Source organism: Sphingobium chungbukense (assembly GCF_001005725.1).
Taxonomy (GTDB): Bacteria; Pseudomonadota; Alphaproteobacteria; order Sphingomonadales; family Sphingomonadaceae; genus Sphingobium; species Sphingobium chungbukense.
This window is the reverse complement of the sequence record NZ_LBIC01000004.1, coordinates 25624-46594: the sequence shown is the minus strand read 5'-3', so window position 1 is coordinate 46594 and position 20971 is coordinate 25624. Positions and strand designations below refer to the sequence as shown.

Here is a 20971-nt window from a genome sequence, read left to right as displayed (position 1 = left end):
GATCAAGCCCGTGGCAACGCGAAAGGCAATCTCTGGCCATCACCGCTACCCACCGCTCTCGCCACCCGTTTGCCAATGATCGCTTCCCAATCCCGGCAAAAATGCTAGGGCGGGCGGCATGATCAATATCCTTCTCGTCATGGCAGGGGGCGCCGTCGGATCGGCGTTGCGCTATCTGCTCGGGCGTCTCGCAGGCCAGTTATTGCCCGGCGCCTTGTGGCCCTGGGGCACCTTTGCGGCCAATATATTCGGCGGTTTCGCCATGGGCCTGCTCGCGGGCTTCCTGGCGCGCTTCAATACCGGACCCGGTGAACCGATCCGCCTTTTGTTCGCCGTGGGCATATTGGGCGGCTTCACCACCTTCTCTTCCTTCAGCCTGGAAACGGTGCTGATGATCGAGCGTGGTCAGTTGGGCATGGCACTGGCCTATGCCGCCTTCTCCGTCATCGGCGCCGTCGGCGCGCTGGCCGGCGGCCTTGCCGTGATGAGGAGCGTCGCATGAAGGGGAAATCATCCGGCCCATCGCGCGGCGGCCCCCGCAAGCCCGGCGCCGCGCCGCAGGGGCGCGCGCGCGGTGCCGTGAAGGCTGCGCGTGCCCGTAAGCCTGACGCGCCCCGACCCGCGCCCAATCCCGCGCCCAAGGTGGCGGCGGCAAAGTCTGCACCAGTCAAGGCTTCCCCGGCCAAGGGTGTCTCGCTCGACGTCCGCCAGTTCCGCGTCGGCGCGGACGATGACGGCATCCGCCTCGACCGCTGGTTCCAGAGGCATCTGCCGGACGTCGGTTTCAACGTCGTCTCGCGCTGGGCGCGCACCGGGCAGCTCCGCGTCGACGGCGCCCGCGCAGCTCCCGGAGATCGCGTCGCGGAAGGGCAGACCATCCGTGTCCCCCCCGCCGAGCCAAAGGCCGCCGAAATCGCGAAGCCCCGGCGCGTTCGCCCGCAATTGACCGATGATCAGATCGCCTTCGCGCAAAGCCTGGTCATCCACCGCGACGCGCAGGCGATCGTGATCAACAAGCCACCGGGTCTGGCGACCCAGGGCGGCACCAAGACCGACGATCATGTCGACGGCCTGCTCGACGCGCTGGAGTTCGAACTCGACCAGCGCCCCAAGCTGGTCCACCGGCTCGACAAGGATACGTCCGGCGCGCTGCTGATCGCCCGCACCGCGCGCTCCGCGGCTCATTTCGCCAAGGCCTTTTCCAGCCGCACGGCCCGGAAAGTCTATTGGGCGATCGTCATGGGCGTCCCCTCGATCGAGGACGGCATGATCGAACTGCCCATCGCCAAGCAGCCCGGCACCGGCGGCGAGAAGATGCATGTGGATGAGGAGGAGGGGCTGCCCGCCCGTTCGCGCTACCGCGTGATCGAACGCGCCGGCAACCGCGCCGCCTGGGTCGAGCTGCAACCCTATACCGGCCGCACCCATCAGCTTCGCGTCCATATGGCGGCGATCGGCCATCCCATCGTCGGCGACGGCAAATATGGCGGGAAGGAAGCGTTCCTCTCCGGCACGATCAGCCGCAAGATGCATCTTCATGCCCGGCGCATCCGGGTGGACCATCCCGACGGCGATCGCGTCGACGTGCGGGCGGAACTGCCCGAACATTTCGCGGCCAGCCTCGTTTCGCTGGGTTTCGACCTCCATGCCGGCGACCTGCCGCTGGATGAGGAAATCGCGCGCAAGCCCACCCGCGAGGATGAGAAGAAGGTGGCGAAGGCCCATGCCAAGCAAATCCGCAAGGGTCGCAAGGGCGAGCGCCGCGCGCGCGGCGCGTCGGGCGGCGCCAAGAGCGGCGGCCCCAAGTCCGGAGGAGCTCCGCGCAGGAAATGACCAACCGTCTCGCCGTGTTCGATTGCGATGGCACGCTGGTCGACAGCCAGCATAGCATCTGCACGGCCATGATCCGAGCCTTTGAAGGCGAAAAGCTGGTCGCGCCGGACCGGGCGACGATCCTGTCCGTGGTCGGCCTGTCGCTGCCGCTTGCCATGGCGCGGCTGCTGCCGGATGCGGACGCAGCCTATCACGGCCATCTTTCCGAAAGCTACAAGCTCGCCTTCCAGCAATTGCGCCGGGAGAATGCCGTGTCGGAGCCGCTCTATCCCGGCATTGCCGATCTGATCCGCGAACTGGATGCCGATGGCTGGCTGCTGGGCGTCGCCACCGGCAAGTCCGACCGTGGCCTTCAGCTCTGCCTCACCCATCACGGCATCCACGCCCATTTCGTGACGCTTCAGACCGCCGATCGCCACCCGTCCAAGCCGCATCCCTCGATGCTGCTGACTGCCATGGCCGAAGCGGGCGCGGCACCGGAAACCACGGTGATGATCGGCGACACCAGCTTCGACATCGACATGGCGCTGACCGCAGGCACGCGTGCGCTGGGTGTGGGCTGGGGTTATCATACGCCACAGGATCTGATCGCGGCGGGTGCCCATAGCGTCGCGATGGACAGCGCGGAATTGCACGGCCATATCCGCGCCAGATGACCGACTTGCCCCCGATCCCGCCTGTCGACCCTGAAAAGGTCGCCCGTCAGCGCTTCTTCGCGCTGGGCCTGTTCCGCCTGTCGGGCGCGCTGCTGGTGATGTTCGGTTTCCTCATATTGATGCAGCGCTTTCATTGGGTGCAGGGCAACAAGGCGAAGGCGATGGGCGCGATCTTCGTTGTCGTCGGCCTGTTCCAGTTCGTCATCGTGCCCCGCCTGCTGTTGGCGCTGTTTCGAAGGCCCCCGCAATCATGAAACGCTTCTACAAGGATGTGAGCGTCGTTTCCGGCGAAAACGGCTTCGAAATCCGGCTTGACGACCGGCCCGTCCGCACGCCCGCCCGCGCGCCTCTGGCCTTGCCCAATGCCGCGCTGGCCGAGGCCATTGCCGAGGAATGGCGCGCTCAAGGCGAAACGATCGACCCGCGCTCCATGCCCTTCACCGGCCTCGCCAATGGCGCCATCGACCAGATCGCGCCCAATCGGGAGAGTTTTGCCGACGGCATCGCCCGCTATGGGACCAGCGACCTGCTTTGCTACCGCGCCGAGGGACCGGGCGAACTCATCGATCGGGAGGCCGCAGCCTGGGACCCGCTGCTCGACTGGGCGCGCCGTCGCTATGACGTGACCTTCGCCGTGACGCAGGGCATCATTCCCGTCGATCAGCCGGGCGATACGCTGGACCGCTTGGCATCGGCGGTGGCTGCGCTTGATCCCTTCACCCTGGCGGGACTATCGACGCTGGTCACGCTTTCCGGCTCGCTCGTCTGCGGCCTTGCCATTGTCGAGGGCGGGCATGACGCCGACCTTGTGTGGACGGCGGCCGAAATCGACGAGGCATGGGAAGTCGAACAATGGGGCGAGGATGCCGAAGCCGCCGCCCGTTCGGCGCAGCGCAGAAACGAATTTGCCATGGCGCGAGCCTTTTGCGCGCTGACCCGTGCCTGATCGGCTGGGATCGGCGGCGCATCTCTGGTCAATTGTCAGGGTGAGGCGCGGGGAGGCGCCTCGCGTCCCATATGGATGACTCTCCAAGGAGGCCCTGACCTTGATGCCCCGTTCCTTCGTTGCCGCGCTGTTGACCCTTTCCGGTCCGCTGGCATTTTCCGCCCCGGCCCTTGCCCAGCAGGCCGCCGCTCCCGCCGCCGGCCAGATGACCTCCGAACAGATCGCGGCGTTCAACCAGGCCGTGACGGACTTCACCGCGGGCCAGACGGCCCAGCAGGCGGGCGACAACGGCACCGCCGCCGCCAAATATGACGCCGCGCTCCCCGCCATCCGCACGGCGGTGGAGGTTGATCCCGGCAAGATCGAGAATGTGAACTTCCTTGCCAATGCGCTTTATGCCGATGCGGCCGCGCAGGGTGCGCTCGGCAGGATGGACAGGGTGATCGCCCTCTATGGTGAGGCCGCGCCGCATTGGCGCAAGCTGGTGGAGGCGAAACCCGCCGATGCCGCCAGCCGCAATATCTTCGCGGGCATATTGGTCCAGATGGGCAATCAGAAGCTGGCGACGCAGGACAAGACCGGCGCCGATCCGCTCTACAAGGAGGCGCTGACCCTGGCCCGGAAGTCGGTGTCGGAAAACGGCACGGACGCGGTGAGCCGGAATATCCTGCTCTCCGCCCTGATCGGCACCAGCCAGACCGCCAATGACCCCGCGCTCACCAACGAAGCTCTCAGCATGGGCAAGGCGATGCTCAGCGACGGCACGATCGACGCGACGAACAAGCCTTCGGTGGAAGCGATGACAGGCGCCAAGGCGGGCTGATTTCCGTTCGGGCTATGCGACCTTCGAGCTATGCGGCCGGGGCATCCGTCCCGGTCGATGGTGCGACCGGGGCCGCCCTTCAGGCTGGCGCGCCGATGATCTTGTCGGCGTATAGCATCCGTCCCGGCCCAATGAGGCCGATGAACTGAGGCAGCATATGGCGGGCGAGCGCGAAACAACCCTCGCTGCGTCCGATCTTGCCCCAGGTCGCGATATGGTCTTCGCTCACATAGTCGGCGCCATGTACGACGATGGCCCGCATTTCCGCGTTGTTGTTCTGCGGGTCGAGCCCCATCAGCCGGATGGCGCGGCCATGCTGGCCCTCATAGATTTCGCCCGTCTTGAAGGCGCCTGAACAGCTTGCCAGCGAATTGGGTTCGTTGGAAAAGCTCTGGAGCCATCCCGAATGCCCCGGGTCCGATCCTCGGCCATGGGCCACCAGATAGGAACTGGCCTGTCCGCCGATCAGGTCGACGACATGAAAGCGTAATTCCCGTGAGGGCGCATTGAAATCGGCCAGCGCGACACGATCGCGCAGTTCGAACATATGTCCATGCTGATCGAGCGCGGCCTTCGCCCGCTCCAGCAACTTCGCGTAAGGCTGGGTTGCCAGCGGCCCGTCCGGGACGGAGCGCGGCGTTGCCGGTGCGGGAGATGTGGGCAGCGTTTCGCCAAGCGAAGCGGCGCGCCCGGCGCTGTCGGCAACGAAGGAAAAGGCCAACCCGCTCAAAGCGAGCTTGGTAAAACTACGACGATCCATGAACCCTATATAGCAAATGCGTGCGCAGGCTCCAAGGGCAGGGAGAAGGGGCCCTGTCCATTCGTCCGGCGCCTGGCGGAAAAGCCGCCCTGCCGCCCGGTTTCCGGGGCAGGGCGTGGGCATGGCTTACTGCGTCGAGTTCGACGATTCGCCCGGCTCGTCCCGGCTGAGGCGGGACGTCATGCCGGTCGCCGCGGCATCATCCTCGATCTGCTGCTGCTCGGAAATGCTGGGTGGCGCGGCTGGCTGGAGCGCGGCGGCGTTGTTGCCCGGCTCCGGTGCGGGCGCTTCTTCCGGCTCGTTCACGATCACATTCTCGACCGGCGGCTCCACCAGATTGTTGGTGGGCGCTTCCTCCTCCTTCTTGCCGCAGGCGGCGAGGGCAAGCGTCCCGGCGAGGGCGATAAGGGCGAATTTGCGCATGAAAGATCAGTCCTTGGATGCGATGGTGGCGGCTGGGGCGGCAGTGGGATCGGCACGGCGGCTCGACGCCTCGATCTTGGCGGCGAGCAGCTTGTCCCAGCCATAGGGATCGGAACGGAAGCTCATCGTGCCGTTGTTGCTGGCAAAGGCGGTCCAGTAGAGCAGATAGACGGCGACCTGCTTGGGCAGCGAGACGCGTTGCGTCTTGCCCGTATCGATCAGCGACTGGATCTGCCCGGCCAGGGCGGGATCGCTTGCCACCATCAGCTCGGCCAGCGGCACCGGTTTCTCCAGGCGGATGCAGCCATGGCTTGCCAGCCGGTCATAGCTGGAGAATTTCGCCCGCGACGGCGTGTCGTGCAGATAGACGGCGAAGGGATTGTTGAAGTCGAACTTCAACCGGCCCAACGCGCTGTTCGGCCCCGCCGGCTGCACGATCCGCTCGCCGGTTTCGGGTGTGCCGACGATCTTGTAGCCCTGCCGGATCAGCGTTGCCCGCCCCTTGGGCCACAATTCGCGCTTGGCGATGGAGGCGGGGACATTCCACGGCGGATTGACGACGATCGAATGGATGCTGGACGACAGCATCGGCGTCGCATTGTCCGGCGCGCCCGTCACGGCGCGCATCGACGTCACCGGCTCGTCGCCCTCGAACACCGTCAGCACGGCGGCGGCGATGTTCACCTGTACGCGATTGACCGGCAATTCGCGCGGCATCCAGCGCCAGCGTTCCATATTCGCCATGATCGCGGCGATACGGTCGTCGACCGGCACGTTCAGTTCCTTGAGCGTCCGGGCGTCGAGCAGGCCGGTGGGATTGAGGCCGTAGCGCCGCTGCGCCCGCTGCAACACGTCGATCAGCTTTTCGCCGGGCGTCACGCTCCTGTCCTCGATGGCGATGCGCGCCCGCACCACATCGGGCGCGGATTGCGCGGTCAGCATGGGCCAGCCGCCCGCGTCGCGAATCCGCTCGTAGTTGGCGAGGCCCTTGCGCAGTCCGTCATAGCCCGAATAGGGCGGCGTCAGGTTGAGCGCCCATTGCGGCAACCGATCCTCGCTCAGTGCCTTGGCGAGGCCTGGGCGCGGGTCGAAGGGCGCGGGACGCAGCGCCCAGATCTCCAGGAAGTCCGCCGTGTCGACGCGCCCGGTGCTGAGCGCACGCGCCCGGTCCAGCGCGGCCGACAACAGGGCGTCGCCTTTCAGGTCGCCGGTCACCTTGCTGCGCGCCATCAGCCCCTGCTGCGTGCCGCCCTTCAGCCAGTCGTTAAGCCAGCGTTCCTGCGCGGCGGACGGCTGGGGCAGCGGAATAGGCGGCGGCGGCGTGACGATGGACGGCGGCAATATCACCTGCGGCTGGGGCGCGGATGGGGCCTGCGGTTGCGTGGGGGCGACCGCCGGCGGCTGCGCCAGCGACGGCGCCGCCATTGCGCCAAGCAGGGAAAGAACGGAAAAACGGATCAAATCGGGACGCTTCATGCTGGACCAGATAGCGCAAAGCCCGCATCGTTCAAACTCGAAGATAGCGGAAAAGATGATGCTGCACGTCGTTCACCATCCGGCTTATGTTTCTCCGGCAACAGGGGACGGTTCCTTTCGCTTCGACAAATATGGGCTGGTGATGGACGCCCTCGCCATGACAGGCGCGCCCTTTACCGTGCATGAACCCCATCCCATGCCCCGCTACTGGATCGAGGCGGTGCACGATCCCGCCTATGTCGAGCAGGTCGCGACATTGAGCGTGCCGCGCGAAAAGGAACGCCGCATCGGCTTTGCCGTGACCGATCGGGTGATGCGGCGTTCCTTGCTTTCGCCCGGCGGCACCTGGGCCGCGGCGCGGCTGGCGATGGTCCATGGCTATGCGGCCAACGCGGCCGGCGGCAGCCATCATGCGCTGCATGACAGCGGGGCCGGCTATTGCGTGTTCAACGACCTCGCCATCGCGGCCAACCGCCTGATCGGGGAGGGGGACGCCCGGCGCATCCTGATCCTGGACCTCGATGTGCACCAGGGGGACGGGACGGCGGCCCTCATGGCCGATCGCGAGGATGTCTTTACCCTGTCGATCCATGCGGAGAAGAATTTCCCGGTCCGCAAGGCGCGGTCCACCCTGGACATCGGATTGCCCGACGGGACGGGGGATGAGGATTATCTGGCGGTATTGATGGATGTGCTGCCACGCGCGATGGACGATTTTCGGCCCGATCTCATATTATACCAGGCGGGGATCGATCCCCATGCCGACGACAGGCTGGGGCGCCTCTCATTGACCGATGCCGGGCTGGACCGCCGTGACCGCGCCGTCATGCGCGCCGCCAGGCGCCGGGCCATTCCGCTCGCCAGCACCATGGGTGGAGGCTATGGCGTCGATCGCATGGCGATCGCCCGCCGCCACGCCGACTGCATGATCCGCCTGGCGGAGGAGGCCCGTCGCGGCGAGCAGGCCTAATGCAGCGTTTCCTCATTCCCCGGCTCCGTAGGGGAAATATTCCTGCCCTCCATCACCTTCGCTGCGATCAATCCGGCCACCACAAGCGCCAAGAAATCGCTGAACGCCAGATAGAGGATATAGCCCCAGGGCGCATGGTTGAACACCGCCTGCCCGACATGCAGCCATAGCACCGCAATCAGGGACAACAGCACGCTTACCCGCGCCCGTCCCCCAAAATCCGCACCCGCGAACCGCAGCATCAGGGCGATCAGCACCCCCACTGCCAGAGCCAGGACGAGGCCGCCGACCAGTGCGCCGGTATCCGTCACCGGAAAGCCGCCGCTATTATAGAAGACTGTCGCGACAGGCCCCTTGCCGTAAAGCACCGTGCCCTGCGCGGTCGCCGGATCGGGGACGATATAGACGCCGGTTCCCGAAGGCGTCAGCGCCTGCGCCATGGCGGTCTGCAACGTGCCGCTGGCTCCGGCATCCGCGCGATGAAAGGCCAGCGCGCTGAGCGGCGTGCCCCAGAAGAGGAACCCGACGAGATACATGGCGACGCCGCCGATCAGGCCGCCCAACAAGGTCTTGATCATATGCCCTCCTGTCCTCTCCGCGGGGAAGAGGCTGACGGACAAATGCCGGATCGGCAACAGGTTTCGCGCGGATCGATCCGACGAGGATCAGTCTGCCTTGCGGGACGCCTTTTCCGCGATCCCCGACACGCCCTCGCGCCGGTCCAGTTCGTCCAGCACCTCGTCGAGCGCGATGTCGAGATCGGCCAGCAACACCATCAGGTGGAACAGCAGGTCGGCGCTTTCCCCGATCGCGCCGTCGCGGTCGGACGCCATGGCGGCGATCACCGTCTCCACGGCTTCCTCGCCTACCTTCTGGGCGATCTTGCCGCGTCCCTTGGCGGTCAGCTTGGCCACATAGCTTTGGGACGGGTCGGCCTGCCGCCGCTGGCGGATGGTCCGTTCAAGGTCGAAAAGGGTCGCACGCATGGCGCCATCAAGCGCCGCACGCGCGACCCGTCAAATGAAAACTTACTTCTTGCGGCGGCGGCCGACGAAAACCCGCGCGCCCAGCACTGCCGCGCCCAGGCCGAACAGCGCCATCTGCTCTGGTTCGGGAACCGGGGTGGGCGTGCCGCCCGAGCTGGAACCGCCCGAACTGGAGCCGCCGCCCGAGGAACCGCTCGAACCGCCGCACTTCTTGCCCCAGCACCATGTCGCCTCGGCCGGAGCCGCCGCGCCCATCAGAGCCGCTACGCCAGCGGCCAGAAACAGCTTGTTTACATTCATGATCTTCACCCCTTTGCCGGTTTAATCAGGTGGATGAAGATGTGCAGGGGCCGTGCCAGATGCGCGAAGGAACGCGTCCGACGCACGAACCATGGTTAACGCGTCTCTACGGTTCTTGGTTAATGTAAATGCAACCGACGCTTTTGCGCAAAGGCGCTTTTCAGTTCGCCCTGACGCGCACGCCGGCTGCTGCAAGTGCCTGATGCGCTTCAGCAATAGTGTGTTGACCGAAGTGAAATATGGATGCCGCCAGCACGGCGCTGGCATGGCCCTCGATCACGCCCTCGACCAGATGCTCCAGCGTACCGACGCCGCCGCTGGCGATCACCGGAACCGACACCGCATCGGCAATGGACCGGGTGAGGGCAAGGTCATAGCCTGCTTTGGTCCCGTCGCCGTCCATGGAGGTGACGAGCAACTCGCCCGCGCCCAGTTCCGCCAGACGTATCGCATGTTCCAGCGCGTCGATGCCGGTCGGTTTGCGCCCGCCATGGGTGAAAATCTCCCATCGGCCTTCGCCAACGCGCCGGGCGTCGACGGAGCCGACGACGCACTGGCTGCCGAAGCGGTCGGCGATGTCGGCCACTACTTCGGGCCGGGCGACCGCCGCACTGTTCACCGCCACCTTGTCCGCGCCTGCAAGCAGCAGCGCCCGCGCATCCTCGGGACTGCGCACGCCGCCGCCGACCGTCACCGGCATGAAGCAGACCTCCGCCGTCCGCCGCACCACGTCCAGGATGGTGCCGCGCGCCTCATGAGTCGCCGTGATGTCGAGGAAGCAAAGTTCGTCCGCCCCGGCCGCGTCATAGATTTTGGCCTGCTCGACCGGATCGCCCGCATCGCGCAGGTCGACGAAATTGACGCCTTTGACCACCCGACCATTGGCGACGTCCAGACAGGGAATGACGCGGGTACGGACCGTCATCCTATGCCGCCGCCTGCGCCACCGCCAGCGCGGTCTTGAGGTCGAGCCGCCCGTCATAGAGCGCCCGGCCCGTGATGACGCCTTCGATCCCTTCGTCCGCATGCAGGCTCAGAATGCGGATGTCCGCGATTCCCGCCACGCCGCCACTGGCGATCACCGGAATGTCGGTGGCACGGGCGAGATCGACGGTCGCTTCGATATTGCACCCTTTCAGCAGCCCGTCGCGGCCGACATCGGTGAAGAGCAGGCTGGCGACGCCGGCATCCTCGAACCGGCGGGCGAGGTCGACCACCGGCATGTCGGATTTCTCCGCCCAGCCGTCGGTGGCGACGAAGCCGTCGCGGGCATCGACCGCGACGACGATGCCGCCGGGGAATTCGCGCGCCGCCGCCTTCACGAATTCGGGATCCTTGAGCGCCGCCGTGCCGATCACGATCCGCGATACGCCGAGGTCGAACCAGCGCTCCACCGCTTGCCGATTGCGGATGCCGCCGCCCAGTTGCACATGGCCCGGAAAGGCTGCGACGATCGCCTCGACCGCTTCGGCATTGACCGCGTGACCGGCGAAGCTGCCGTCGAGATCGACGACATGGAGATGCTGCGCGCCCGCTTCCGCGAACAGCAACGCCTGCGCGGCGGGATTGTCACCATAGACGGTGGCGCGATTCATGTCGCCCTCGGCCAGGCGGACCACCTGTCCGCCCTTGAGGTCGATGGCTGGGAAAACGATGAGGCTCATGGGCGCCATTCCAGAAAGCGGGATAGGAAGGAAAGGCCATAGCTCTGGCTCTTTTCCGGGTGGAACTGGCAACCGATGATCGTATCGCGCGCCACCGCGGCGACCAGCGGCCCGCCATGGTCGGTCACGGCGGCGATATGCTCATCCTGCGCCACGTCGAAATGATAGCTGTGCAGGAAATAGGCCTCGCCTGCCTCCAGCAACGGCGGATGGCCGTGCAGGGTCACGTCGTTCCAGCCCATATGGGGAACCTTGATCGACGGGTCCTTCGGTTCGATCAGCCTGACGGTGCCGGCGATCCAGCCCAGCCCCTCATGCCGCCCGAACTCCTCGCCCGCATCGGCGAGCAACTGCATGCCCACGCATACGCCCAGAAAGGGCGTGCCGCGCTTATGTACGGCTTCGTTCATGGCATCGACCATGCCGGGAATGGCGACCAGTGCGTCGCGGCAGGCGCGGAAGGCGCCGACGCCCGGCAGGACGATGCGATCCGCCTTCGCCACCAGTTCCGCATCGGCGGTGATGACGGCGTCCGTCGCTCCCGCCTTGCGCAGGGCGTTGTGCACCGAATGAAGGTTGCCCGCGCCGTAATCGATCAGGGCCAGAGTCGTCACAACATCCCCTTGGTCGACGGGATGGCGTCGGCCTTGCGCGGATCGATCTCCACCGCCTGCCGCAATGCGCGGGCCAGCCCCTTGAAGCAGCTTTCGACGATATGATGGTTGTTGCTGCCGTAGAGATTTTCGATGTGCAGCGTGATCCCGGCGGCCTGCGCGAAGCTGTGGAAAAAATGCTCCACCATCTCCGTATCCCATTCGCCGATGCGCTGCACGGTGAAGGGGGCCTTGAACACCAGCCAGGGGCGGCCCGAAATATCCAGCGACACGCGGGTCAGCGTTTCGTCCATCGGCGAATAGACGCTGCCGTAGCGGGAAATGCCGCGTTTGTCGCCCAGCGCCTTGGCCACGGCCTCACCGATGGCGATGGCCGTGTCCTCTGTCGTGTGGTGCTGGTCCACGTGCAGGTCGCCGACCGTCTTCACATCCATGTCGATCAGCGAGTGACGCGAAAGCTGCTCGATCATGTGATCGAGGAAGCCAATGCCCGTCGAAACGGTATAGATGCCGGTGCCGTCGAGGTTGACGGTCACGTCGATCTGCGTTTCCGCAGTGTTGCGGTGAATGTCGGCCGTGCGCATGGCTGCGCCCTATACCGAAGTGGGGGCGGCATGCAATGTGCCCTTGCAAAGTGTGGCGCGCTCTTGACCCGGGCCGCCGCGTCGTTAGGACATTGGCCCATGAGCGACGACCTGCCCGACAGCCTGATTCCCTATGACGAAATCGTGCAGGAGGCGCTGCGTGCCGTGGTCGGCCGCGTGCTGGGCGAGGTGGAGCGTTCGGGCGGACTTCCCGGTGCCCACCATTTCTATATCACCTTCAAGACCCAGGCGGCCGGAGTCGATATTCCCCGCCATCTGGTCGAGCGTTTCCCCGATGAGATGACGATCGTGCTCCAGAACAAATTCTGGGACCTGAAGGTCGGCGACGATGCCTTCGGCGTCAGCCTCACCTTCAACCAGGTCGCCGCGCATCTCTATATTCCCTTTGCCGCGATCACGGCCTTCGTCGATCCGGCGGTGAATTTCGCGCTCCAGTTCCAGGCGCAGGCCGATATCGCGCCCGAACCGCATGAGGAGGCGGAAAACGACGCGCCGCAGGTGACGAGCGAAGACGGCTCCAATGTCGTGACCGTGGATTTCGGCAAGAAGAAATAAGCTCTGGTATCCTGGGCGGGGCGTCCCCAGATTGGCGGCACTCCGGCCATTTTCAGGGAGTGCCCGACTTGAGCGAGACCCGCACCGAAACGGACAGTATCGGCCCCATCGAAGTGCCGACGAGCGCCTATTGGGGCGCGCAGACCCAACGCAGCATCGAGAATTTCCCCTTCGGCGCCGATGAGCGCATGCCGATCGGCATCGTCCATGCCCTGGCGATCGTGAAGCAGGCGGCGGCGCGGGTGAATCGCGGCTATGGCCTCGACTCGGGGCTGGCCGACGCGATCGAGGCCGCCGCCGCGCACGTCATCGCGGGCCGCCATGACGACCAGTTTCCGCTCGTCATCTGGCAGACGGGCAGCGGCACCCAGTCCAACATGAACGTCAATGAGGTGATCGCGGGCATCGCCAATGAGGCGCTGACCGGCGGGCGCGGCGGGAAAATCCCGGTCCATCCCAACGATCATGTGAATATGGGCCAGTCGTCCAACGACAGTTTTCCCACCGCCCTGCATATTGCGGCGGCGCGGGCGGTGACGGGCGAGCTTCTCCCCGCGCTCGACCGGCTGCATGCCGCGCTCGACGCCAAGGCGCAGGCCTGGGCCGGCATCGTCAAGATCGGCCGCACCCATTTGCAGGATGCGACGCCGCTGACGCTGGGCCAGGAATTTTCCGGCTATGTCCACCAGCTTTATCGCTGCCGCAAGCGGATCGAACCCGCCACCATGCACGGGATGATGGCGCTGGCGCAGGGTGGCACGGCGGTCGGCACCGGCCTCAACGCGTCCAAGGGCTTCGATGTCGCAATGGCGCGGGAAATCGCCGGGCTGACCGGCCTGCCGTTCCGCACCGCCGACAACAAGTTCGAGGCGCTGGCATCCAACGATCCGCTGGTGCACCTTTCCTCCACGCTGGCGACGCTGGCCGTGGCCCTGACCAAGATCGCCAACGACATCCGACTGCTGGGCTCCGGGCCGCGCTCCGGCCTTGGCGAGCTGGACCTGCCTGCCAATGAGCCGGGCAGTTCCATCATGCCGGGCAAGGTCAACCCGACTCAGTGCGAGATGCTGACGATGGTGGCCGCGCAGGTCATCGGCAATCATCAGGCGGTGACGGTCGGCGGCCTTCAGGGGCATATGGAGCTCAATGTCTTCAAGCCGCTGATCGGCGCTGCCGTGCTGCGCTCCGTCCATCTGCTGAGCGTCGGCATGGACAGCTTCGCCGAACGCTGCGTCGAGGGGCTGGAGGCCAATGAAAGGCGGATCGCCGAACTGGTCGACCGCTCGCTGATGCTGGTGACAGCGCTGGCGCCGGAGATCGGCTATGACAATGCGGCGAAGATCGCCAAATATGCCCATGCGCAGGGGCTGACGCTCAGGGAAGCGGGTCTCGCCCTGGGGCTGGTCGATGAGGCGACGTTCGACCGGCTGGTGCGACCGGAAAATATGGTCTGATCCAGATCGACATGGCGGAACCGCCCGGCCTGCGATACATTGAGCCGCTATGAAGAAGAAAACCGCCCAGCCGCCGGTCAAGGGCAGCCCGCCGCGCAAATCCAGCCTGCTCAAAAAGGCCGCCCGCGTCGGGGCGACGGTGGTGGCGGCGCGGGTCGCCGCGGACACTGGCAAGAAGGGCGTGATCGGGTTGCTGGCGGGCATGGGCGCCAAGCGGCTGATCATGCGCTATCCTGCCGGAGCCCTGTTCGTCACCGGCGCCTATATGGCGGGTAAGCTCTATGAGGCGAAGCGGGAAGCGGACCGCAAGCGCAAGACGAACGCCCTGCCCGACAAAAGCGCGCAGCCCATATTGATCGAGGAGGCGCGCAAGGCCCGCAAAGGCTGACGCGCGCGGATTGTCCCTCTTGCAAAATCGCGTCCATGGCGGCACTAGCGGCCATGGCCGACAGCACCTCTATCGAGACGCCCGATTTCAAGCGCCGCGGCGTCCTGTTCGTTCTTTCCTCGCCTTCGGGCGCCGGCAAATCCACCATTGCGCGCAAGCTGCTCGCCGCCGAGCCGGATCTGGCGATGTCGGTATCTGCGACGACGCGGCCGATGCGGCCGGGGGAGGTCGACGGCAAGGATTATCATTTCGTCGATCTGGAGGAATTCCGGCGGATGACCGCCGATCACGAGTTCCTGGAATGGGCGCATGTCTTCGGCCAGCGCTACGGCACGCCCCGCGCGCCGGTCGAGGCGATGCTGAAGTCGGGCCGCGACGTGCTGTTCGACATCGACTGGCAGGGCGCGCAGCAGCTCCACCAGATTGCGGGCGGCGACGTGGTCCGCATCTTCATTTTGCCCCCGTCGATGGAGGAGCTGGAGCGTCGCCTGCGCGGCCGCGCGACCGACAGCAATGAAGTGATCGAGGGCCGCATGTCCCGCGCCGCCGGAGAGATCGCGCATTGGGACGGCTATGACTATGTCCTGTGCAATGTCGATGCGGACGATTGTTTCCAGCGCGTCCAGACCATCCTGCATGCCGAACGCATGAAGCGCAGCCGCCAGACCGGCCTGATCGGCTTCATCCGCAGGCTGAGCCGCTATCACCAGGAAGATTGAGGCTCACACCGGCTGAAATGTAGGAGCTCAGTCCTGCACTCCGAGCACGCAAATCATTATCCCTCGAAACCCGCTGGATCGGCCCAGTCCGGATGGACCCAGGCCATGGCCTTGAACAAGGTCCCCATGGCGTCGTCCGCGGTCAGCCTGTGGCGGGCGGCCTCCACCTCCTGCGCGCGGGCGGGGGCGGTGCGGCTCAACTGGTCGGCGCGGGCGTCTATGCCGAGGCGGCGCAGGAAATCGCCCTGGCCGACGGTGCGCGACACCCGCAGCCCGGCCTGACGCGCCATATTGCCGATCATGGTGAAATCGACATGGGTGGTAAGGTCGCTCTCTCCGGGTTCCAGAAAGGGGTCGGCGAAACGATGCGCCCTGACCGCCTGAAGCGTGTCGCCGGTCGCGGGGCCTTCATAGCCATAATCGACAATGATCGCCGCGCCGCCCTGCCGCGCGATGCGATGCGCCAGTTCCAGCGCAACGGCCGATCCGGCAAGGGGCATTTCCAGGATCGTGCCGTCCGGCGCATCGGCGGCCATGGCGGGAATGCCTGATTCCACCCGGCGATAACCGGGCATCGGCGCGAACCGGTCGGGCTGGTCGGGATCGGGGCGGACGACCACCCGCTCGCGCCATTCGCTGCCCGTGCGGACAAGCTGGCGCACCGGCAGGGCGTCGAAAAATTCATTGGCGACGACCAGCAGCGGCCCTTGATCGGGCAGGCCGGAAACGGCGTCATGATGGAAGACATTGGGGATCAGGGCCCTTTGCCTTTCACGCAGGCTGGGGCTGGTTTCGACGAAATGCACACGGGGATGGAGTGCGACGCTGGCCATGGCACGCAGCGCGTCGGAGGCTAATGTGCCACGTCCGGGGCCGAGTTCGACATAGCTCGCCTCCGGGCGGCCGCCCGACCGCATCCAGATGTCGGCCAGGCACAGGCCGACCAGTTCCCCGAACATCTGGCTGATCTCCGGCGCGGTGGTGAAGTCTCCCGCGGCGCCCAGCGGATCGCGGGTGCCGTAATAATGCTGGTTCGCCTCCGCCATATAATGCGCGACGGAGATCGGGCCGCCCGCCGCGATCTGGCGGACGAGCCGTTCGGCGAGACTCAACTCAACTGACACTCGCGCTGCCTGCGATCGGCTCCACCCTGACCCGGCGTCCCTTGGCGGTGAGGATCAGGTAGAGGCCGCCCAGGATCATCGGCACGCACAGCCACTGGCCCATGTGCAGGCCGGTGCGGGCGGCGAATTCCATGAGCTGCGCGTCAGCCTCCCGGAAATATTCGACGCCGAAGCGGAATATGCCGTAGCAGAAGAGGAAGATGCCAACGAGCATGCCGGGCTTGTAGCGGGCGCGCGTCCGCCAGAAGGCGAAGGCCAGGACCAGGAACAGCACGATGCCCTCGAAAAAGGCTTCGTAAAGCTGGCTCGGATGGCGGGGGAAGGGGCCGCCGGTCGGGAAGATGATCGCCCAGGGCACGTCGGTTTCCTTGCCCCACAATTCCCCGTTCACGAAATTGGCGAGGCGGCCGAAGAACAGGCCGAAGGGGACGCAGCAGGCGACGAAATCATGGATGCGCAGCCACGACAGCTTCTCCTTGCGCGCCATGTAGAGGATGCCGAGCGACACGCCGATCGCCCCGCCATGGAAGGACATGCCGCCGTTCCACAGCTTGAAGATATCGAGCGGGTTGCGGAGGATTTCGGGCTGATAGAAGAAGACATAGGCCAGCCGCCCGCCGATGATGATGCCCAGCGTCGCATAGAAGATCATGTCGTCGGCATGACGGCGCGCCATGGGCGATCCGGGCTGGGCGATCAGCTTCAGCAGATACCAGTAGCCGATCAATATGCCGGCCAGATAGGCGAGGCTGTACCATTTCAGCGTGAAGAAGCCGAGGTCGAGCGCGACCGGGCTGAGGCCGAGCTGGTCGAAGCGGATGGCGCCCGAAGCGGCGGCGGCAAGGTCAAGGATCAAGTTGTCGTTCCCCTTGGGAAATTCGGACCCGCCATAGAGCAGGTTGGGGGGAAGATGAAAGGGGGCGTTTGACGGGCGCCGGTCCGGCTACAGCTCCGCATAATGGGGCGGCACCGGCGGCAGGGTGAAGCGGGCGATACCGCCGCAGAGCAGCAGCAGCGCGATGGCAGGCCCAGCAACGCGCCATCCGCGCAGGGCGGGGCGACCCAGGAACAGCCAGCCAAGCGCCGTCGCCAGCATCGGCCAAAGATGATAGCGCAGGTCCGACGATATGCTGATGACGGCGAAGCTGGCCTCCTGAAACAGGGCGGAGGTGAAGAGGGCCAGCGCCATATCCCTGGCACCTCCGGATGCCATGGCAAGGCTGGCCCACAGGCCCCAGAGGGCGGCTGCGGTCCACAGGATCGGCCATGCCAGGGGTGTTTCCGTCAACCATGCGGCCCATCCCTGCCATGCCGGGACCAGGGGATTGTCAGGATTTGCAAGGCCGACATCATTGGGTTCGGCCCTGGCCGGAGGCGCGGCAAGCGGCCAATGGCGCGGCACCAGCCAGCGTTCGGTCGAGTTGAGATGGACGGCGCGGTGGGTCAGATAAGCGATCGGATGGCGCGCGGCGGCCATGGCGAGTTGGAGATAGAGCGGGCCTATCGGCGCCTTCTCCATTGGGCCGATGGCGGATTGGCATCCCGGCGCGCTACCGAGCGAGTCCCAGAACAGCGGGCGGACACAATCATGTTGCCTCAGTGCCTCGATCGCCGTCATGGAAAGGCCGCTGCCTGTTCCGTCCCCCGTCCGCACGGCGATGCCCGCCAGGTCGTATAGGGGCTGGGTGCGGCGGACGCCGCTGTCCTGCGCGCCGAACAGGCCGTGATTGACCGGCTGGGAAAGGAGCAGGACGGCCGGGATGGCGGCGATCATCACGCCCAGGCGGGCGAGGCCGGATTGCGGCCGTGCAAGCAGCAGCATCGCCAGCGGCACGGTCGAGAAGATTGCATTGGCGCGGACCAGCGTTGCGTAGGCCAGGCAGAGGATGATGAGGATCAGGGCTGGCGTCGGGACGGGCTGGCGGCGCAGGCGGTAATGGCTGACCAGGCCGGTGGCGAGGGCCAGCGCGCCGATCAGCTGGCTGTCCTTGATCACGACGGCGATCCACCCGCTGAGGAAGGGCGTCGCGCCGATGGCAAGCAGGGCGATGGCCCTGCGGCCGCCAAATGTCCGGGCGAGCAGGCCAAGCCCGATCCAATAGGCGCTCAGTTGCAGCACGAACATGGGGGCGGTGCCATGCCGGGCGAAGGGGAGGGTAGACCAGAGTCGGGCCATGACCGGCGGATGCCAGTCGTCATAGCTTCCACTCAGAAGCTGTTGATATTGAACGACGGTGTCGTAACTCGCAATACCCGGCCAGAAGAGGAGCAGGAAGCAGAGCAGCAGCGCCACGGCGATGACGAGCGGCCATGGCCTGGCCGGAGGGACGGCATCCTGAGTGATGGCATCGACGCGCACGCTTCCCCCTTTGAGACCCTGATAGCTGCCCACAATCGTCATCCCTGTCGAGGGGGCGATGACGGGCATCGGATGACAGGCAGGCATTGATTTGCGCCCAGCCTGGATACCGCTCCTGCCTTCGCGGGAGCATATTGCGCTCAGCGGCGGCAATCGGCGTTCATCCGCCCTTTCCCAATCGCCACCCCGCTTGCTCGGGGATGACGCGATCAGTGCGTTCGGCTGGTGACGTTGGCCGTGCCGTCGGCCTGTATTTCGATCAGATGCGCGGTGCCGTCGTTACATTGCGCCTTCCATCCCATGACGCCGTGCCGCACCTCGGTCCGTTCCGATCGGGTGACAGTCGGGCACGCCTCGCCCGAGGCGCGGACCGCCCGCTCCAGAACGCCGTTGCGCTGGGTTTCGTCCAGCCGGGCGACCTGCGCCGCCGCGCCGCTCTCGGGTGCCGCTTGATTGTCGACAGCCGTGATCTTTTCGCTGCTTTCGCCGCAGGCCATCAGGCTGAAGACCCCGGCCAATATCATCCATTTGCGCATGTTCATCCTTTCGCCTGGGCGGCAAACCCGTCCGTCGCCCGGATGAGCGCGTCCAATATGCCGGGTTCGTTGAATGCGTGACCGGCGCCTTCGATCATCTCGAATGTCGCTCGCGGCCAGGCCCGGTGCAGCGCCCAGGCGGTTTCGGCGGGGCAGGCCATGTCGTACCGACCCTGCACGATCACGCCGGGAATGTCCGCCAGCTTGTCCGCATCGCGGAGGAGCTGGTCTTCCTCCAGCCAGCCGCCATGCACGAAATAATGATTTTCGATGCGGGCGAAGGCGAGCGCGAAATCATCGCCCTCATGGGTGGCGGAGAGCGCTTCGTCGGGAAGCAGGCGGATGGTCTCCCCTTCCCACACGCTCCAGGCCTTGGCGGCGGCGATCCGGGCGGCGCGATCGTCCCCGGTCAGGATGCGGCGATAGGCATGGAGCAGGTCGCCGCGCTCCGCCTCCGGAATGGGTGCCACGAAACGTTCCCATTTGTCGGGATAGATGCGGCTGGCGCCATGTTGATAATACCAGTCGATTTCCTGGCGACGGATGGTGAAGATGCCGCGCAGCACCAGTTCGGTCACGCGCCCGACATGCGTCTGGGCATAGCATAGGGCCAGGGTGGAGCCCCAGCTCCCGCCGAAGACCAGCCATTCTTCCACCCCCATCATCTCCCGCAGCCGTTCGATATCGGCGACAAGATGCCAGGTGGTGTTGGCCTCCAGCTCCGCATGGGGGGTGGAGCGCCCGCAACCGCGCTGGTCGAACAGGAGGACGTCATAGCGCGCCGGGTCGAACAGGCGGCGATGATCGGGCGAGATGCCGCCGCCGGGTCCGCCATGCAGGAAGACGGCGGGCTTGGCGCCGGGTGTTCCGGCGCGCTCCCAATAGATGCGGTGGCCATCTCCCACATCGAGATGGCCGGAGGCAAAGGGTTCGATCGGGGGATAAAGCGTGCGCATGAGCCAAGGTGTAGAAAGTCTGGCGGGCAATGCAATCGACAGTGGCCCGATCCGTTTGACCGCAAGCAACGGGATGACAGGGGACAGGCACGGCGCCACTCTGGCGGACATGGACCTGTCAGACCTCGACCGGTACGGCGCCGCGCGCCTGCCCGCCTTGCTTTCCCCGGATCGATGCACGGAGATGATCGCATTGTGGGACCGACCGGACCTCTTCCGCAAGGAGGTGGTGATGGCGCGGCATGGTTATGGCAGCGGACGTTACCGCTATTTCGGCTATCCCCTTCCCGAACCTGTCGCGGCCTTGCGGGAGGCACTCTATCCTGCGCTCGCCAGCCAGGCGAATCGCTGGGCGGAGATGCTGGGGAGGGGTGACATCTATCCCGCGCGCCACGCCGATTTCCTGAAGGCAGGCTCGCTGGGCGGGCAGGACAAGGCGACGCCGCTACTGCTGCGTTATGAGACAGGGGACTGGAATGCCCTGCATCAGGATGTCTATGGGCCGCATGTCTTTCCGCTTCAGGTGGCAATCCTGCTTTCCGAGCCTGGTCGCGACTTTACCGGCGGCGCCTTCGTCCTGACCGAACAGCGGCCCCGCATGCAGTCGCGACCTGAAATCGTGCCGCTTGGTCAGGGTGACGCGGTGGTTTTCCCTGTGCGTGATCGGCCGGTGACCGGCGTTCGCGGTGTGCATCGGGTGCAGATGCGGCACGGTGTCAGCCGGTTGCTTTCCGGGGTACGTTATACGCTGGGCATCATTTTTCACGATGCCGCATGATTTTCCCGATTACATTTTGCGACAAATCCTTATCGGCCTTGCCAGA

27 protein-coding genes are annotated in these 20971 nt (G+C 65.7%); 12 read left to right on the top strand and 15 right to left on the bottom strand.

The window, feature by feature from the left end; translation table 11 throughout:
• Positions 1 to 118 precede the first annotated feature (118 nt).
• From crcB to YP76_RS09430, 6 genes are all read left to right on the top strand, one after another.
• A complete protein-coding gene (crcB, locus tag YP76_RS09455; RefSeq protein WP_046763370.1) occupies positions 119 to 502 on the top strand; it encodes a fluoride efflux transporter CrcB in 384 nt (127 codons plus the stop codon).
• Entirely contained in the window at positions 499 to 1833 is a 1335-nt protein-coding gene (locus YP76_RS09450) for an RluA family pseudouridine synthase (RefSeq protein ID WP_046763369.1), read from the top strand. Before crcB ends, YP76_RS09450 begins: the two co-directional genes overlap by 4 nt.
• Positions 1830 to 2489 (top strand): HAD-IA family hydrolase, encoded by a 660-nt coding sequence (locus YP76_RS09445; protein WP_046763368.1) that lies wholly within the window; start codon positions 1830 to 1832, stop codon positions 2487 to 2489. The genes YP76_RS09450 and YP76_RS09445 overlap by 4 nt, the downstream gene beginning before the upstream one ends.
• Positions 2486 to 2743: a hypothetical protein gene (locus YP76_RS09440; RefSeq protein ID WP_046763367.1), complete on the top strand. Its 258-nt coding sequence runs from the start codon at positions 2486 to 2488 to the stop codon at positions 2741 to 2743. The genes YP76_RS09445 and YP76_RS09440 overlap by 4 nt, the downstream gene beginning before the upstream one ends.
• Complete coding sequence (locus YP76_RS09435; protein ID WP_046763366.1) at positions 2740 to 3435, top strand: ATP12 family chaperone protein; 696 nt, start codon at positions 2740 to 2742, stop codon at positions 3433 to 3435. The genes YP76_RS09440 and YP76_RS09435 overlap by 4 nt, the downstream gene beginning before the upstream one ends.
• A gap of 103 nt (positions 3436 to 3538) precedes the next feature.
• Positions 3539 to 4258: a hypothetical protein gene (locus YP76_RS09430; RefSeq protein WP_046763365.1), complete on the top strand. Its 720-nt coding sequence runs from the start codon at positions 3539 to 3541 to the stop codon at positions 4256 to 4258.
• Between the two features lie 79 nt (positions 4259 to 4337).
• Here the strand turns inward: YP76_RS09430 and YP76_RS09425 are convergent, their stop codons facing one another.
• From YP76_RS09425 to YP76_RS09415, 3 genes are all read right to left on the bottom strand, one after another.
• Positions 4338 to 5018 carry a murein L,D-transpeptidase catalytic domain family protein gene (locus YP76_RS09425; RefSeq protein WP_046763364.1) on the bottom strand — a complete coding sequence of 227 codons (681 nt, stop codon included), beginning with the start codon at positions 5016 to 5018 and terminating at the stop codon, positions 4338 to 4340.
• Positions 5019 to 5144: 126 nt separating this feature from the next.
• On the bottom strand, positions 5145 to 5441 hold the full coding sequence (locus YP76_RS09420) for a hypothetical protein (RefSeq protein ID WP_046763363.1): 297 nt from the start codon (positions 5439 to 5441) through the stop codon (positions 5145 to 5147).
• Positions 5442 to 5447: 6 nt separating this feature from the next.
• Entirely contained in the window at positions 5448 to 6917 is a 1470-nt protein-coding gene (locus tag YP76_RS09415; RefSeq protein WP_046763362.1) for a L,D-transpeptidase family protein, read from the bottom strand.
• 58 nt (positions 6918 to 6975) lie between these two features.
• Between YP76_RS09415 and YP76_RS09410 the strand changes: the two genes are divergently transcribed.
• Entirely contained in the window at positions 6976 to 7887 is a 912-nt protein-coding gene (locus YP76_RS09410; RefSeq protein WP_046763663.1) for a histone deacetylase family protein, read from the top strand.
• On the opposite strand, the gene YP76_RS09405 is transcribed toward YP76_RS09410, so the two are convergent.
• From YP76_RS09405 to hisB, 7 genes are all read right to left on the bottom strand, one after another.
• On the bottom strand, positions 7884 to 8465 hold the full coding sequence (locus YP76_RS09405) for a hypothetical protein (RefSeq protein ID WP_046763361.1): 582 nt from the start codon (positions 8463 to 8465) through the stop codon (positions 7884 to 7886). The genes YP76_RS09410 and YP76_RS09405 overlap by 4 nt on opposite strands.
• An 87-nt stretch (positions 8466 to 8552) precedes the next feature.
• Positions 8553 to 8873 carry a phosphoribosyl-ATP diphosphatase gene (locus YP76_RS09400; RefSeq protein WP_046763360.1) on the bottom strand — a complete coding sequence of 107 codons (321 nt, stop codon included), beginning with the start codon at positions 8871 to 8873 and terminating at the stop codon, positions 8553 to 8555.
• A 42-nt stretch (positions 8874 to 8915) separates the two neighbouring features.
• Entirely contained in the window at positions 8916 to 9173 is a 258-nt protein-coding gene (locus YP76_RS09395; RefSeq protein WP_046763662.1) for a PEP-CTERM sorting domain-containing protein, read from the bottom strand.
• Between the two features lie 160 nt (positions 9174 to 9333).
• The gene (hisF, locus tag YP76_RS09390; protein WP_046763359.1) at positions 9334 to 10098 is read right to left on the bottom strand and encodes an imidazole glycerol phosphate synthase subunit HisF; all 765 of its coding nucleotides are present in this window, start codon (positions 10096 to 10098) and stop codon (positions 9334 to 9336) included.
• Between the two features lies 1 nt (position 10099).
• Positions 10100 to 10837 carry a 1-(5-phosphoribosyl)-5-[(5-phosphoribosylamino)methylideneamino]imidazole-4-carboxamide isomerase gene (hisA, locus tag YP76_RS09385; RefSeq protein WP_046763358.1) on the bottom strand — a complete coding sequence of 246 codons (738 nt, stop codon included), beginning with the start codon at positions 10835 to 10837 and terminating at the stop codon, positions 10100 to 10102.
• Positions 10834 to 11451 carry an imidazole glycerol phosphate synthase subunit HisH gene (hisH, locus tag YP76_RS09380; RefSeq protein WP_046763357.1) on the bottom strand — a complete coding sequence of 206 codons (618 nt, stop codon included), beginning with the start codon at positions 11449 to 11451 and terminating at the stop codon, positions 10834 to 10836. The genes hisA and hisH overlap by 4 nt, the downstream gene beginning before the upstream one ends.
• Complete coding sequence (hisB, locus tag YP76_RS09375; protein ID WP_046763356.1) at positions 11448 to 12035, bottom strand: imidazoleglycerol-phosphate dehydratase HisB; 588 nt, start codon at positions 12033 to 12035, stop codon at positions 11448 to 11450. The genes hisH and hisB overlap by 4 nt, the downstream gene beginning before the upstream one ends.
• A gap of 99 nt (positions 12036 to 12134) precedes the next feature.
• Between hisB and YP76_RS09370 the strand changes: the two genes are divergently transcribed.
• The 4 genes from YP76_RS09370 to gmk all read left to right on the top strand — a co-directional run bounded on the left by YP76_RS09370 (position 12135) and on the right by gmk (position 15172).
• The gene (locus YP76_RS09370; RefSeq protein ID WP_046763355.1) at positions 12135 to 12611 is read left to right on the top strand and encodes an SspB family protein; all 477 of its coding nucleotides are present in this window, start codon (positions 12135 to 12137) and stop codon (positions 12609 to 12611) included.
• Positions 12612 to 12679: 68 nt separating this feature from the next.
• Positions 12680 to 14065: a class II fumarate hydratase gene (gene fumC / locus YP76_RS09365; protein WP_046763354.1), complete on the top strand. Its 1386-nt coding sequence runs from the start codon at positions 12680 to 12682 to the stop codon at positions 14063 to 14065.
• 49 nt (positions 14066 to 14114) lie between these two features.
• A complete protein-coding gene (locus YP76_RS09360; RefSeq protein WP_046763353.1) occupies positions 14115 to 14453 on the top strand; it encodes a hypothetical protein in 339 nt (112 codons plus the stop codon).
• Positions 14454 to 14506: 53 nt separating this feature from the next.
• Complete coding sequence (gene gmk / locus YP76_RS09355; protein ID WP_046763661.1) at positions 14507 to 15172, top strand: guanylate kinase; 666 nt, start codon at positions 14507 to 14509, stop codon at positions 15170 to 15172.
• A gap of 56 nt (positions 15173 to 15228) precedes the next feature.
• On the opposite strand, the gene YP76_RS09350 is transcribed toward gmk, so the two are convergent.
• From YP76_RS09350 to pip, 5 genes are all read right to left on the bottom strand, one after another.
• Positions 15229 to 16296, bottom strand: coding sequence for a class I SAM-dependent methyltransferase (locus YP76_RS09350; RefSeq protein WP_046763352.1), 1068 nt, complete (start codon positions 16294 to 16296; stop codon positions 15229 to 15231).
• Positions 16286 to 17152, bottom strand: a complete 867-nt coding sequence (gene lgt / locus YP76_RS09345) for a prolipoprotein diacylglyceryl transferase (protein WP_046763351.1) — start codon at positions 17150 to 17152, stop codon at positions 16286 to 16288. The genes YP76_RS09350 and lgt overlap by 11 nt, the downstream gene beginning before the upstream one ends.
• Positions 17153 to 17239: 87 nt before the next feature.
• Positions 17240 to 18697: a hypothetical protein gene (locus tag YP76_RS09340; RefSeq protein ID WP_232307496.1), complete on the bottom strand. Its 1458-nt coding sequence runs from the start codon at positions 18695 to 18697 to the stop codon at positions 17240 to 17242.
• 167 nt (positions 18698 to 18864) lie between these two features.
• A complete protein-coding gene (locus YP76_RS09335; protein WP_046763659.1) occupies positions 18865 to 19191 on the bottom strand; it encodes a hypothetical protein in 327 nt (108 codons plus the stop codon).
• 2 nt (positions 19192 to 19193) lie between these two features.
• A complete protein-coding gene (pip, locus tag YP76_RS09330) occupies positions 19194 to 20147 on the bottom strand; it encodes a prolyl aminopeptidase (RefSeq protein ID WP_046763350.1) in 954 nt (317 codons plus the stop codon).
• A 73-nt stretch (positions 20148 to 20220) separates the two neighbouring features.
• Here pip and YP76_RS09325 point away from each other — a divergent pair, with 73 nt between their 5' ends.
• Positions 20221 to 20925 carry a 2OG-Fe(II) oxygenase gene (locus YP76_RS09325; RefSeq protein ID WP_046763658.1) on the top strand — a complete coding sequence of 235 codons (705 nt, stop codon included), beginning with the start codon at positions 20221 to 20223 and terminating at the stop codon, positions 20923 to 20925.
• The last annotated feature ends 46 nt before the right edge of the window (positions 20926 to 20971 follow it).